The organism is Mesorhizobium sp. M2A.F.Ca.ET.046.03.2.1, from assembly GCF_003952425.1.
In the GTDB taxonomy this organism is placed as follows: Bacteria; Pseudomonadota; Alphaproteobacteria; order Rhizobiales; family Rhizobiaceae; genus Mesorhizobium.
On record NZ_CP034449.1, the window covers coordinates 1,785,286 to 1,799,667 of the forward strand.

Consider the following 14,382-nt stretch of genomic DNA (forward strand, 5'->3'; position numbering starts at 1 on the left):
CAATTAATCTCCCAGCGCCTCGCCGGCAGCCGCGCGACTGTCCATGGCGCCGTTGTAGCGGGCGCCGCCGCCCTTCTCGATCTCCGCCAGGCTCTTGCCGCCGACAAGGATGCCGGCGGCCCGGACCCAGGTCTCGTCGCTGAGGTCGAGATGATAGCCCATGCCGGCAAGCAGCCGCTCCGTGTCCGGCGAAAGCCCAAAAGGTTCGACATAGACCGTGTCCGGCAGCCATTGATGGTGAATGCGCGGCGCGTCGATGGCTTCCTGGATGTCCATACCGTGGTCGATGACGTTGACGATCACCTCCAGGGTGATGGTAATGATGCGCGAGCCGCCCGGGCTGCCGATGACCATGAACGGCTTGCCATCCTTCGTTACGATCGTCGGGCTCATCGAGGATAAAGGCGTCTTCTTCGGCTGAATGGCGTTGACCTCGCCCTGGACCAGCCCGTAGAGGTTGGGCACTCCGGGCTTCTGGGTGAAGTCGTCCATCTCGTTGTTGAGCAGGATGCCGGTGCCTTCGGCGACGACGCCGGCGCCGAAGGAGCCGTTCAGCGTGTAGGTGACCGCGGCCGCGTTGCCGTCCTTGTCGATGATCGAATAGTGGGTCGTCTCCTTCGACTCGCCAAGACCCTTCGGCATCAAGTCCTTCGAGACGCCGGCGCGGAAGGGATCGATCTTGTCCCGGATGTCCATGGCGTAGCCCTTGTCAAGCAGTTTCGAGACCGGATTTTCGACGAAATCCGGGTCACCCAGCGCCGAATTGCGATCGACATAGGCATGGCGCATCGCCTCGACCATGACATGGACCGTCTCGGCGGAAGCCGAGCCGAGATAGGAGAGCGGATAGCCCTCCAGGATGTTCAGAATCTCGCAGATGATGACGCCGCCCGAGCTTGGCGGTGGCGAGGAGATGATCTCGTAGCGGCGGTAGGAACAGGTCACCGGCTTCAATTCGCGCACCGCATATTGCTCGAAATCGCCCTTGGCGAGGATGCCGCCCCTGGCGCCGCTCGCCTTGACGATGGCGTCGGCGATGGCGCCCTTTTAGAAGGCGTCCGCCCCCTTTTGCGAGATCGCCGACAGCGAGGCGGCGAGGTCCGGCTGAACGAGCTTCTCGCCGATGCCATAAGGCTTGCCGTCTTTTTCAGGAAGATCGCGGCCGCCGCCGGGTCCTTCGCCAGCCGGTCGGCGCTGTCGGCGAACCAAGCCGCGTCGCCCTGGTTGAGGACAAAACCAGCCCTGGCGTAGGCAATCGCCAGCGCCATCAGATCCTGCCTTGAGAGCGTGCCATATTTCTCGCACGCCATCTCGAAGCCGGCCACCGAGCCCGGCACGCCGACGGCAAGATAGCCATCGAGGCTGGCGCCCTTGATCGGCTTGCCGTCCTTGTCGAGATACATGGTTCTCGCGGCGGCGAGCGGCGCGCGCTCGCGGAAATCGATGAAGGTGGTGCGGCCGTCCTTCAGCCGGATGGTCATGAACCCTTCGCCGCCGATATTGCCGGCTTCGGGAAAGACGACGGCCAGCGCGTAGCCGACCGCGACAGCGGCATCGACGGCGTTGCCGCCCTTCTTCAGCACGTCGACGCCGACTTCGGTCGCCAGATGCTGCTCCGTGACCACCATGCCGTGCTCACCCTTGGCCGGAACGGGCGACCGGCGAAGGCGGCAACGGCCGGAATGAAGGCAGAGGCAAGCGAAAGGCTGACGGCGATCAGCGACCGGCGGGTCAAGGGCATGGCGGTGCTCCTGGCGTCGAAATGCCTAGGAAAAACCGTCGGAGCGAATTAGTCCAATAACAATTGAAGTAGCGCGAGAGACCCCCTCACCCGGATTGCCAAGTCGAATTGCAAGGGCAATTCGGGCAATCCGACCTCTCCCCAAGGGGAGAGGAGCTTGCGCCGATCTCTTCTCCCCTCGGGGAGAAGGTGGCCGCGAAGCGGCCGGATGAGGGGGAGTGGCGCAGCCTATCAGACGATGCCGCCGCCGCCGCTGGCGACAGCCGGCCGCTCCGCCGCGACCTTCGCGCGATAACCCGCTTCGCGATAGGCCGCGACCGGATCGATGGCGCCGCCGGTCCGCAGGCGCGCCATGGCGAGGATCGGCTCCACATCGGTGCGGTAGGCGCTTTTAAGCGTCTGCGTCGCCATCAGCGCGTCGTTCTCCTCCTGGAAACCTTCGAGCGCCTTGCGGTCGACCAGCAGCGCCTGCGCGTAGGCGCGCTGCACCTCGACCGCCGACAGCATAAGGCTCTCGATCGGATCGGTGACGTTGTGGCTCTGGTCGAGCATATGGGCGGGATTGAAACCCTTGGCGCCGGAGAGCTCCGCATCGACCAGTTCGTTGAAGACGAGGAACAGCCGGTAGGGATCGATCGAGCCGGCATCGAGGTCGTCGTCGCCATATTTGGAATCGTTGAAGTGGAAACCGCCCAGCTTGCCGAACTGGATCAACCGCGACACGATCATCTCGATGTTGACGTTGGGCGCGTGGTGGCCGAGGTCGACAAGGCAGAAGGCCTTGGCGCCGAGCTCTTGCGCGATAATGTAGTTGGTGCCCCAGTCCTGCACGACCGTCGAATAGAAGGCCGGCTCATACATTTTGTGCTCGGTGAACAGCCGCCAGTCGTCCGGTAGGCCGGCATAGATCTCCCGCATCGCGTCCAGATAGCGCTCGAAGGTCTTTGCGAAATTGACCTGGCCGGGGAAGTTCGAGCCGTCGCCGATCCACACCGTCAGCGCCTTGGAGCCCAGCGTCTTGCCGATCTCGATGCATTCGAGATTGTGCTCGACCGCCTGCCGGCGCGTGCCGGCATCGGCATGCGAGAGCGAGCCGAACTTGTAGGATAGCTTCTGATCCTTGGCGTCGGAGAAAGTGTTGGAGTTCATGGCGTCGAAGCCGAGGCCGAAGCGCGAGGCCGCCTGCTTCAGCCGGTTCGGATCAGCCTTGTCCCAGGGGATGTGCAGCGAGACGGTCGGCGTTGCCTGCGTCAGCTGGGCAATGACGGCGCAGTCCTCGATCTTGTCGAAGATGTCGCGCGGCTCGCCGGGACCGGGGAAACGCGCGAAACGCGTGCCGCCGGTGCCGACGCCCCAGGACGGGATCGCCACGCCGAATTTCTCGACCTTGTCGCGGATGGCGTCGATGGCGATGCCGCGGCGGTCGAGGCGTTCGCCGAGCGAGGCGTAGTCGCGCTCGAGGTCGGGTTGGCGCGCGGTGTTGTGGCTGGCGACTATGTCGGCGCGGATAATTGTTTCGGACATGCAATTCCTCCCAAGAATGCGTTCGGCTGGCGCCGCCCCTCATCCGCCCTTCGGGCTTTCGTCCTTCGAAAAGCCAAGCAATTGGCTTTTCGACCGCTACGCGGCCACTCCTCAACTGCCCGTATAGAGACGGGGAGAAGGAAAGGGCGCCTAGCGCGTAAAGCTTTGCGCGTTGCCGGCGTCGACATTGACGATGTTGCCGGTCGATTTGGCCGACATGTCGGAGGCGAAGAAATAGATCGCCTCGGCAATGTCTTCCGGGAACACCGAGCGCTTCAGCATCGAACGCGAGCGGTAATGCTCCTCGAGGTCGTCGGTCGACATCTTGTAAGCCGCGGCGCGCTGTTCCTTCCACTCGCCGGTCCAGATTTTCGAGCCGCGCAGCACGGCGTCCGGATTGACGACGTTGACCCTGATCTGCGCTTCGGCCCCCTCCAGCGCGAGGCAGCGGGCAAGATGGATCTCCGCGGCCTTGGCGGTGCAATAGGCCGACGCATTCGGCGAGGCGGCGAGCCCGTTCTTGGAGGCGACGAAGACGACGTTGCCGCCGATCTTCTGGGCGCGGAACAGACGGAAAGCCTCGCGCGAAACCAGGAAATAGCCGGTGGACAGGATGTCCATATTCTTGTTCCACAAGGCCAGTGTCGTCTCCTCGATCGGCGCCGAGGAGGCCAGGCCGGCATTGGAAACCAGGATGTCGATGCCGCCGAATTCGACCGCCGTTTCGGCGAAGCCGGAAAGCACTTGCTCCTCGGAGGTGACGTCGATCCGCACCGGACGGACGAAGTCCCTTCCGAAGGTTTTCGAGAGCTCGTCATTGGCACTGGCCAAAGCGGCCTCGTCTATATCGGCAAGCACGACGCAGGCGCCTTCGCGCAGCAGCCGGTTGGCGGTGGCGCGGCCGATGCCCCCGGCGCCGCCGGTGACCAGCGCGATCTGGCCGGCCAGCGCCTTCGGCTTCGGCAGGCGCTGGAGCTTGGCTTCCTCGAGTTGCCAATATTCGATGTCGAAAGCCTCCTGCGCCGGCAGGCCGACATAGGACGAGACTGTCGAGGCGCTGCGCATGACGTTGATGGCGTTGACATAGAACTCGCCGGAGATGCGCGCCGTCGCCTTGTCGCCGGCGAAGGTGAACATGCCGACACCGGGCATCAGATAGACCACCGCATTGGGGTCGCGGATGGCGGGCGAGTCCGCATGCTTGCAGGCGTCGTAATAGGCCTGGTAGCCGACGCGGTATTCGGCAATGTCGTCGGCAAGCCGTGCGATGACGGCGTCGATATCTGGCTTCGCCGGATCGAACTCGATGACCAGCGGCCGGATCTTGGTGCGCAGGAAATGGTCCGGGCAGGAGGTGCCAAGCGCCGCCAGCGGCCGCAAATCCCTGGAATTGACGAATTCGAGCACGGCCGGCTGATCGTCGAAATGGCCGAGCTTATGGCTCTTTTCGGAAATCAGGCCGCGGATCCTCGGCATCAGCTTGGCGGCAATGGCACGGCGCGCCGGCGCGTCGAGCGATTGCACCGCCTCGCCACCAAAAATAGCCACGCGTTCCGACCGGCGCTCGAACCACTCGATTGCCTGGTTGATCACCGAGATCGTGGTCTCGTAGCATTCCTTGGGCGTGCAGCCCCAGGTGAACAGGCCGTGGCTTTCAAGCACAACGCCCTTGGCCTCAGGATTTTCGAGGCAGAATTTCTCCAGCCACAGGCCAAGCTCGAAGCCCGGCCGCTTCCAGGGCAGCCAGCCGATGGCGTCGCCGAAGATCTCCTTGGTGATCGCCTTGGAATCGTTGGCCGCCGCGACCGCGATGATGGCGTCGGGATGCATGTGGTCGACGCAAGCCTTCGGCACATAGGCGTGCAGCGGCGTGTCAATCGAGGCCGCGCGCGGATTGAGGTTGAAGGTGCAGTGGGGCAGATAGCCCACCATCTCATCCTGGTGCTCGACGCCGCGATAGAGCCCCTTGATGGCGCGCAGCTTGTCCATGTAGAGGGTGGCGAAACCGTCCAGCTTGATCGAGGCGCTGTCGCCGCCGGAGCCCTTCACCCACAGGACCTCGACATCCTCGCCGGTCAGCGGGTCCTTCTGCCAGACCTTGGACGAGGTGTTGCCGCCGCCATAATTGGTGACGCGCTTGTCGGATCCCAGCGTGTTCGAGCGATAGACCAGGAGCTCGGGACCGCTCATCCCTTCGGCTTTTGCATCGTCCCACAGATTGGCGAGGCGCGAGCCGGAGCGCTTGTCGAGCATAGGTATCCTCCCTTGGAGCGCATGTCGCGCTCCTCATTTCTTGCTCGGGAATGTCTACGCAAGCGCCCCGCTTGTCAATCACAAACGATCAATATCGATCATATTGCACTGCACAATGAAAATATATGATCGGAAATGATTGACACTGCGCGTTTTCTGAGGCCTGATGTTTGGGCAGGGAGGAACCATGCACGAAAAAGAGCGCCACAGGATCATTCTGTCCGCCGTCCAGGAAAAGCCTGTGGTGACGGTGCAGGAGATGGTCGAGCTGACGGACTCCTCCGAGGCGACGATCCGGCGCGACATCGCGGCGCTGCATGTGCAAAAGCGCCTGCGCCGGGTGCGCGGCGGCGCCGAGGCGATCTCGCCGCCGCAATTCATCGGCCTTGCCGGCCGGCCCTTCTCCGTCAACGAAACGCTGAACGCCGCGCAGAAGCGGGCGATCGCGCGGGAAGCGGTGAATCTGTGCGCCGACGGCGAGCCGATCATCATCAATGGCGGCACCACCACCTTCCAGATGGTGCATTTACTGACCGGACGCCGCATGCCGATCTTCACCAACTCGTTCCCGATCGCCGAGCACCTGCTCAAGCATTCCAAAAACACGGTGATGCTGTCGGGCGGCACGATCTACCGCGAGCAGAACATCATCCTGTCGCCCTTCGACAATGACGTGACGCGCAATTTCTATGCGCGGCGCATGTTCATGGGCGCGCAGGGCCTGGGGCCGCTCGGGCTGATGGAGGGCGATCCGCTGCTGATCCAGGCCGAGCAGAAGCTGATCGACCAAGCCGACGAATTGGTGGTGCTGGTTGATTCCACCAAATTCCGCATGCGCTCCAGCCTGATCCTGTGCGGGCTATCGCGCATCGCAACCGTGATCACCGACGACGGCATCGAGGACCGGGAGGCCAAGATGCTGGAAACGGCGGGCGTGGCGCTGATCGTCGCCCGCAGACAGCCAAGCGACAGGGAAGAATCTTCACTGCAGGCCTGAGGGAAACTCACGCCCGCAGCGGCGATGGAATGCAACGCTCAAGGGAGGATATTCGATGAGCTTTTTGAAGAAACTGCTGGTCACGGCGGCCTTTTCCGCCGCCATGTTCGTGAATGCCGCCTATGCCGAGAACGTCAAGATCGCGCTGGTGGTGAAGTCGCTCGGCAACGGCTTCTTCGACGCCGCCAACAAGGGCGCCGAGGAAGCGGCCAAGGAATTGGGCGATGTCGACGTCATCTACACCGGCCCGACCAAAGCCACCGCCGAAGCGCAGATCGAGGTGATCAACTCGCTGATCGCGCAGAAGGTCAATGCCATCGCCGTTTCGGCCAATGACGCCGACGCGCTGGTGCCGGTGCTGAAGAAGGCGATGGATCGCGGCATCACCGTCATCTCCTGGGACTCGGGCGTCGCCAAGGAAGGCCGCCAGCTCCACCTCAACCCGTCCGACACCGGCCTGATCGGAGAGACCATCATCAAGCTCGCCGCCGACTATTTGCCGGAAGGCGGCGACGTCGCGATCCTCTCGGCCTCCTCGACGGCGACCAACCAGAATGCCTGGATCGAGGCGGCCAAGAAGGTGCTGCCCGAGAAGTTCCCGAAGATCAAGCTGGTCGCCACCGTCTACGGCGACGACGACTCGGCCAAGAGCACCGACGAAGCCAAGGGCCTCTTGAAGTCCTATCCGAACCTCAAGGCGATCATCGCGCCGACCACCGTCGGCGTCGTCGCCGCCGCGCAGGTCGTCACCGACGAGAACCTGATCGGCAAGGTCAATGTCACCGGGCTGGCACTGCCGTCCGAGTTCAAGAAATTCATCGACAACGGCGCATCGCAAGCGGTCGCGCTGTGGAACCCGATCGACCTCGGCTACTCGGCGATCTACCTCGCGCACGACCTGGCGGTGAAGAAGGAAGAGGCCAAGCCCGGCGCCACGCTGTCGATCGGCCGCGTCGGCAAGGTGACGCTCGACGACACCAACTCGGCCGCGATGGCTCCGCCCTTCCAATTCGACAAGACCAACATCGAGAAGTTCTCCAAGATCTACTGATCCTGGACCGACGGCGCTGCCCCCTCATCCGGCCGCTTCGCGGCCACCTTCTCCCCGGCGGGGAGAAGAGCCTGGAGCCAAGCTCGCAAACCTCCTCTCCCCTCGGGGAGAGGTCGGCCGAGCGAAGCGGGGGTCGGGTGAGGGGGAGGCGACACGCAAGCGATTCACTGGGCTTGATACGACTATGGATACGACGGCCCATCACGGCAAAGCAGACGAGCGGCTCGCAACCTCGGCCCCCCGCTTGACGCTCGCGGGCATCTCGAAAAGCTTCCCGGGCGTCCGCGCCCTGCACAATGTCAGCCTGTCGCTCTACCCGGGGCAGGTGACGGCGCTGATCGGCGAGAACGGCGCCGGCAAGTCGACGCTGGTCAAGATCATGACCGGCATTTACCAGCCCGATTCCGGCGAGATCGGCATCGACGGCCAGGCCACCACGCTGCCCAGCGCGCACGCAGCATTCGGCCACGGCATCACCGCCATCCACCAGGAAACCGTGCTGTTCGACGACCTTTCGGTGGCCGAAAACATCTTCCTCGGCCACGCGCCGCGCACCCGCTTCGGCACCATCGACTGGCCCACGATGCGCAGCAATGCCCGCGAGGTGCTGGAGACGATGCGCGCCGGCCATATCGACGCCGACGCGCGCCTGAAGGACCTCGGCATCGCCAACAAGCACCTGGTTGCGGTGGCGCGCGCGATGTCGATCGATGCGCGCATCGTCATCATGGACGAGCCGACCGCGGCGCTTTCGATGAAGGAGATCGAGGAGCTTTTCCTTTTGATCGAATTCCTGAAGAGCGACGGCAAGGCGGTGCTCTTCATCAGCCACAAGTTCGACGAGATCTACCGCATCGCCGACCGCTACACCGTCTTCCGCGACGGCGAGATGGTCGGCGAAGGGCTGCTCAAGGACACCGGCCAGAACGAGATCGTGCGCATGATGGTCGGCCGCAACGTCGACCATATCTTCCCGCAGCGCGAGCCGAAGATCGGCGCGCCGGTGCTGTCGGTTTCGGGCCTGTCGCATCCGACCGAGTTCGACAACATCGGCTTCGAGCTGCGCAAGGGCGAGATCCTCGGCTTCTACGGGCTCGTCGGCGCCGGGCGCAGCGAGGTCATGCAGGCGATCGCCGGCATCACCCGCACCAGCCGAGGCACTATCTCGTTGGACGGTACATCGATCGCGCCGAAATCGGCCGCGGATTCGATCGGGGCCGGCATCGTCTATGTGCCGGAAGAGCGCGGCAAGCAGGGCGTTGTCATCGGCCTGCCGATATTCCAGAACGTATCCCTGCCCTCGCTGGCGCGCACCTCGAAATCCGGCGTGCTGAGGCTGGCGGAAGAGTTCTCGCTCGCCCGTTCCTACACCGAGCGGCTGGACCTGCGCGCCTCATCGCTCAGCCAGGATGTCGGCACGCTTTCCGGCGGCAACCAGCAGAAGGTGGTCATCGCCAAATGGCTGGCCACAGCGCCCAAGGTCATCATCCTCGACGAGCCGACCAAAGGCATCGACATCGGCTCCAAGGCCGCCGTGCATGGCTTCATGGCCGAGCTGGTCGCGCAGGGGCTTTCGGTGATCATGGTGTCGTCGGAGCTGCCGGAAATCCTCGGCATGTCGGACCGTGTCGTCGTCATGCGAGAGGGCCGCATCGCCGCGACCTATGACAACAAGGGCCTCGACGCCGAGACGCTGGTTCGAACCGCAGCGGGAATCGCGGCATGAAGAGCTTCCTCAAATACCGAGAAATCTGGCTGCTCGCCGGCATCGTCGTGCTGATCGGACTGATCTCGACGCGCTTCCCCGGCTTCGCCGATCCGGCCAATCTGCGCCAGGTGTTCAACGACACATCGATCCTGATGATCCTGGCGCTGGGACAGATGGTGGTGATCCTGACGCGCTCGATCGACCTCTCGATGGCGTCCAATCTCTGTTTCACCGGCATGGTAGTGGCGATGCTCAACGCCGCGCATCCGGCGATCCCGATCCCGGTGCTGATCGTCATCGCGCTCGCCGTCGGGCTGGTGCTTGGCGCGATCAACGGTTTCCTGGTGTGGCGGCTGAACGTTCCCTCGATCGTGGTGACGCTCGGCACCCTCACCATCTATCGTGGCGCCACCTTCGTCGTCTCCGGCGGCGCCTGGGTCAATGCCGACCAGATGAGCCCCGACTTCATCAATTTCCAGCGCGCCGCCTTCCTCGGCCTTCCAGTGCTGTCCTGGATCGCCATCATCGTGATCGCGCTGTTCTTCCTGGTGATGACGCGGACCGCGATCGGCCGCTCGATCTACGCCATCGGCGTCAACCCCACCGCCTCGGTCTATGCCGGCATCGATGTCGGCCGCACCAAATTCATCGTCTTTTGCATTTCCGGCATGATCGGCGGGCTTGCTGGCTACCTCTGGATCTCGCGCTATGTGATCGCTTCGGTCGAGGTCGCCAACGGCTATGAGCTCAACATCATCGCCGCCTGCGTCATCGGCGGCATCTCGATCGCCGGCGGCATCGGCTCGGTCGGCGGCGCAGTGCTGGGCGCGCTGTTCCTCGGCATCATCTCCAACGCGCTGCCGGTCATCAACATCTCGCCCTTCTGGCAGATGGCGATCTCGGGCAGCGCCATCATCCTGGCCGTGGTGCTCAACGCGCGCGGCGAGCGCCGGCAGGGCCGCATCATCCTGAGAAAGGCGGAAGCGGCATGACCGACACCCCTGCCCCGCGCCACATCCCCGACCGGCTCGACAAGCCGCTTTCCTCGGCGATCTTCTCCTGGGAGGCGCTGCTGGTCGTCATCGCGGTCGCCATTTTCGCGGTGAACAGTTTTGCTTCGCCCTATTTCCTCGACCCGTGGTCGCTGTCGGACCTGACCTTCAACTTTACGGAAAAGGGGCTGATCGCGCTTGCGATGGCGCTGCTGATCATCTCCGGCGAGATCGATCTGTCGGTCGCCGCGATCGTGGCTTTGGCCTCGACCATGATGGGCATGGCGGTGCAGGCCGGCGCCGGCACGCCGGTGCTGGTGGCGATCGGCATTGCCGTCGGCCTCGCCTGCGGCGCCTTCAACGGGCTGCTCGTCACGCGGCTCGGCCTGCCGTCCATCGTCGTCACCATCGGCACGATGAGCCTGTTTCGCGGCATCGCCTTCATCATCCTCGGCGACCAGGCCTACAAAGGCTATCCGGAAAGTTTTGCGTTCTTCGGCCAGGGCTATGCCTGGTGGGTCTTCTCGTTCGAGCTGGCGCTGTTCCTCGTCGCGGCGCTGATCTACTGGTTCGTGCTGCACCGCACGAGCTTCGGCCGCCGCGTCTTCGCCATTGGCAACAATCCGGTCGCCTGCCAGTTTTCCGGCGTGCGGGTCGACCGTATAAAATTCATCCTGTTCTGCCTGACCGGGCTGATGTCGGGCATCGCTTCGGTGCTGATCACCTCGCGGCTCGGATCGACGCGACCGTCGATCGCGCAGGGTTATGAGCTCGAAGCGATCACCATGGTGGTGCTTGGGGGTGTGTCGATCCTCGGCGGCGCCGGCAGCATCCTTGGCGTCGTGCTGGCCGCCTTCATCATGGGGCTGGTGACGTTTGGGCTTGGTTTGCTCAACGTGCCGGGCATCGTCATGTCGATCTTCATCGGCTTGTTGCTGATCATCGTCATTGCATTGCCGATCGTCTGGCGGCGGCTGCGTGAAGGACGCTTCGCCTGATGGAGAAATACGCCTTCAAGATGAAGCTCAATCCCGGCATGAAGGCCGAGTACAAGCGCCGCCATGATGAGATCTGGCCTGAGCTGGTTGCACTTCTGAGAGAGGCCGCCGTCTCCGATTATTCGATCCATCTCGACGAGGAGACTAATATCCTGTTCGGGGTGCTGTGGCGCCGCGATGACCATGGCATGGCCGACCTGCCGAAGCACCCGGTGATGCAGCGCTGGTGGGCGCGTATGGCCGACCTCATGGAGACCAAGCCCGATAACGAGCCGGTGGCGGTGCCGCTCGAAACAATGTTCCATATGGCATGATCGTCGCCGTCATCGATATCGGCAAGACCAACGCCAAGGTGGCGCTGGTCGATCTCGCGACATTGAGCGAGATCGCGCTGCGCCGTATCGCCAACGCGCCGGTGCGGCAGGCGCCCTACCCGCATCACGATGTCGAGGCGCTGTGGACGTTCATCCTGAACAGCCTAGCCGATCTCAACCGCGAACGGCGCATCGATGCGATCTCGATCACCACGCATGGCGCGACCGGCGCGCTGGTCGGCGCCGCCGGCGAACTGGCGCTGCCGGTTCTCGACTACGAGTTCGACGGCCCCGACCAGCTTGCGGCCGACTACGATGCTGTTCGTCCGCCCTTCGCCGAGACCGGCACGCCGCGGCTGCCGATCGGCCTCAATCTCGGCGCGCAGTTCTTCTGGCAGCAGAAGCGCTTCCCGCCGGAATTCGCACGAGCCGCCGCAATGCTGATGTATCCGCAATACTGGGCGCTGCGGTTGACCGGCGTCGCCGCCAATGAGGTGACGTCGCTCGGCTGCCACACCGATCTGTGGAATCCCTGGACATCCGACTATTCCTCGCTGGTCGACAGGATGGGCTGGCGCCGGTTGATGGCGCCGGTGCGGCAGGCCAAGGACCGGCTTGGCCCGATCCTGCCAACGATTGCGCAACGGACGGGGCTCGCCCCACAGACCCCGGTTTTCTGCGGACTGCACGATTCCAACGCCTCGCTGCTGCCGCACCTGCTGTCCGACGCGCCGCCCTTCTCCGTCGTCTCGACCGGCACATGGGTGGTGTCGATGGCCGTGGGCGGCCGGAAGGTCGAGCTCGATGCGGCGCGCGACACGCTGGTCAATGTCAACGCGCTGGGCGATCCGGTGCCGTCTGCGCGGTTCATGGGGGGACGCGAGTTTTCGCTGCTGACCGAGGGCCAGCCGCAGGAGTGGAGCGATGACGATGTCGCCGCCGTGCTGGCGCGCCAGGTTCAGCTTCTGCCTTCGACGCAGCAGGGTTCCGGACCCTTTCCGCATCGCGCCGCGCAGTGGGTCAATGCCGGGGGCTTGAGCCCCGGGCAACGCTTCGCCGCCATCTCGTTCTATCTCGCGCTGATGAGCGCGACCTGCCTGGAATTGATCGGCGGCGATGGGCCGACAACCGTCGAGGGACCATTCGCGCGCAACCCGCTTTTCATCAAAATGCTGGCGGCGGCGACGGGCCGATCCGTCGTCGCGTCGGAGACCTCGACCGGGACCAGCATCGGCGCCGCGCTGTTGGCGTCGGATGGCATTGACACAGCAAGCAAGGGCGAACAAACGGAACCACAAGCGGAACCGGTCTGGGGCGACTACGCAGAGGCGTGGCGGCTGGCCGTCTAGACGTAGCCCTTTTTCTGAGAGTCCGGTGCTGCCCCTCATTGCCCTGCCGGGCATTTCTCCCCGTATAGTGACGGGGAGAAAGACGCTGTTGTCCCGGCCTTCGCCAATTTTCGACGCACAGAATGGGCGCCGGCGGCGCGGCTGTCCAGCGGATAGATGGGTAACACTTTGAACCGGATACATAGGTAACAGTTTTCTCTCCCTATGATGCGGTCGCCGCAGCGCCAAGCGGTCGGCTTGGCGCGGCGCTGCGGCGAACCAGTTTCATGTGCTTCTCATCGATGAAGCCGAGCGGATGGGTGTGGAAGCGCATCGTCCACTCGCCATCCTCGGTCTCTTCAATGGCAATCGGTTCGCCGGCCAACGTGGCCGAGACATAGATCTCGGTGCCCCGCCATTTGACCGCGCCGTTCTGGCGCACGCCGCGCACCGCTGCCTCGGTCGGATAATCGGGTTCAGGGGCTGTCTTCGGCATCGGTCGGGTCGAGGGGCGGTAATGCTGTGCCGGGGTGTCCATGCCCAGCGCCTCGTGCGGACGCTCCTCATTGTAGCTGCGCCGGAAGTTCTCGAAGGCCCTGGCTTGAGCCGCTTTGTCAGCCTTCGGTGCATCGGCCATCGGCAGCATGGTCAGATGGAAACGCTCATGGCGCCCGTTCTGCTGCGGCTTGCCTGGCTGGATGCGCTCCAGGGCGATGCCGAGCTTAATGAAGCGCACTGCCAGCGGCGTCAGCCCTGTGACGCCGGCCGACGCAAAGGGTGGGCCATTGTCGCTTCGAATGCGATCCGGCAGACCGTTTTCCTCAAACAATCGCTCAAACACCGGCCACGCCTCCTCGTCGGCCGTCGAGCCCGTCGCCTCGAGCCCCAGCAGGTAGCGGCTCAATGCATCCATCACCGTCAATGGCTCGCAGCGCCAGCCGTCACGGGTCCGGAACCAGCCCTTGTGGTCTACCGTCCACACCGCATTCGGCGCCGCAGGCTCCGGCCATGGCCCATTGCCCACAGCCCGCCAGCGCCGGCGCCGGCGTCCCACAAGACCATGCCGCTTCAGGATCTCGCCAGCTGTCGAGACTGCCGGCCAGCCACAACTGGGCTCCGCCCGCTTCAGCCGCGCCATGATCTTCTTCGGCCCCCACAGCGGATGCGCTTCCTTCTCCGCCACGATCCGCTCCACCAGCTCGGCTGCCGTTGCTCGGCCGTGATCGAGCGGCGCCCGCGGCCGGTCGTGCAGGCCTTCCGGCCCGGTCTCCCGGTAACGCCCAAGCCATTTGTAGCCGGTCTTGCGTGAGATCTCGAAGGCCGCGCAAAGCTGCGTCATCGTCTCCTCGCCAGCTAGGCATTCAACAACAAAACGAAGCCGCTCATCCATGATGCCAGTCTCTCGCCAAACCATCGCCGGTCCTCCCGGCTGGCAAGAAAACTGTCACCCATCTAATCGGTCCATTCTGTTACCTA

At 64.0% G+C, this 14,382-nt stretch carries 10 protein-coding genes and 1 pseudogene; 7 read left to right on the top strand and 4 right to left on the bottom strand.

Annotated features, from left to right (window positions below; translation table 11 throughout):
- Positions 1 to 3: 3 nt before the first annotated feature.
- The 3 genes and pseudogenes from ggt to EJ072_RS08560 form a co-directional block, all read right to left on the bottom strand.
- Positions 4 to 1,741: pseudogene (gene ggt / locus EJ072_RS08550) on the bottom strand (gamma-glutamyltransferase).
- A gap of 231 nt (positions 1,742 to 1,972) precedes the next feature.
- Positions 1,973 to 3,265 (bottom strand): L-rhamnose catabolism isomerase, encoded by a 1,293-nt coding sequence (rhaI, locus tag EJ072_RS08555; RefSeq protein WP_126079317.1) that lies wholly within the window; start codon positions 3,263 to 3,265, stop codon positions 1,973 to 1,975.
- A gap of 150 nt (positions 3,266 to 3,415) precedes the next feature.
- Positions 3,416 to 5,518: a bifunctional rhamnulose-1-phosphate aldolase/short-chain dehydrogenase gene (locus tag EJ072_RS08560; protein ID WP_126079318.1), complete on the bottom strand. Its 2,103-nt coding sequence runs from the start codon at positions 5,516 to 5,518 to the stop codon at positions 3,416 to 3,418.
- Between the two features lie 187 nt (positions 5,519 to 5,705).
- Between EJ072_RS08560 and EJ072_RS08565 the strand changes: the two genes are divergently transcribed.
- The 7 genes from EJ072_RS08565 to EJ072_RS08595 all read left to right on the top strand — a co-directional run bounded on the left by EJ072_RS08565 (position 5,706) and on the right by EJ072_RS08595 (position 12,927).
- Positions 5,706 to 6,515 (top strand): DeoR/GlpR family DNA-binding transcription regulator, encoded by an 810-nt coding sequence (locus tag EJ072_RS08565; RefSeq protein WP_126079319.1) that lies wholly within the window; start codon positions 5,706 to 5,708, stop codon positions 6,513 to 6,515.
- Between the two features lie 55 nt (positions 6,516 to 6,570).
- Entirely contained in the window at positions 6,571 to 7,566 is a 996-nt protein-coding gene (rhaS, locus tag EJ072_RS08570; protein WP_042637283.1) for a rhamnose ABC transporter substrate-binding protein, read from the top strand.
- Between the two features lie 184 nt (positions 7,567 to 7,750).
- Positions 7,751 to 9,292 (top strand): sugar ABC transporter ATP-binding protein, encoded by a 1,542-nt coding sequence (locus tag EJ072_RS08575; protein WP_126079320.1) that lies wholly within the window; start codon positions 7,751 to 7,753, stop codon positions 9,290 to 9,292.
- The gene (locus EJ072_RS08580; protein WP_126079321.1) at positions 9,289 to 10,266 is read left to right on the top strand and encodes an ABC transporter permease; all 978 of its coding nucleotides are present in this window, start codon (positions 9,289 to 9,291) and stop codon (positions 10,264 to 10,266) included. The genes EJ072_RS08575 and EJ072_RS08580 overlap by 4 nt, the downstream gene beginning before the upstream one ends.
- Positions 10,263 to 11,264, top strand: a complete 1,002-nt coding sequence (locus EJ072_RS08585) for an ABC transporter permease (protein ID WP_126079322.1) — start codon at positions 10,263 to 10,265, stop codon at positions 11,262 to 11,264. The genes EJ072_RS08580 and EJ072_RS08585 overlap by 4 nt, the downstream gene beginning before the upstream one ends.
- Positions 11,264 to 11,578: an L-rhamnose mutarotase gene (gene rhaM / locus EJ072_RS08590; RefSeq protein ID WP_189343260.1), complete on the top strand. Its 315-nt coding sequence runs from the start codon at positions 11,264 to 11,266 to the stop codon at positions 11,576 to 11,578. Before EJ072_RS08585 ends, rhaM begins: the two co-directional genes overlap by 1 nt.
- Entirely contained in the window at positions 11,575 to 12,927 is a 1,353-nt protein-coding gene (locus EJ072_RS08595) for an FGGY-family carbohydrate kinase (protein ID WP_126079324.1), read from the top strand. The genes rhaM and EJ072_RS08595 overlap by 4 nt, the downstream gene beginning before the upstream one ends.
- Positions 12,928 to 13,129: 202 nt before the next feature.
- On the opposite strand, the gene EJ072_RS08600 is transcribed toward EJ072_RS08595, so the two are convergent.
- The gene (locus EJ072_RS08600; protein WP_126078128.1) at positions 13,130 to 14,320 is read right to left on the bottom strand and encodes an integrase core domain-containing protein; all 1,191 of its coding nucleotides are present in this window, start codon (positions 14,318 to 14,320) and stop codon (positions 13,130 to 13,132) included.
- Between the last annotated feature and the right edge of the window lie 62 nt (positions 14,321 to 14,382).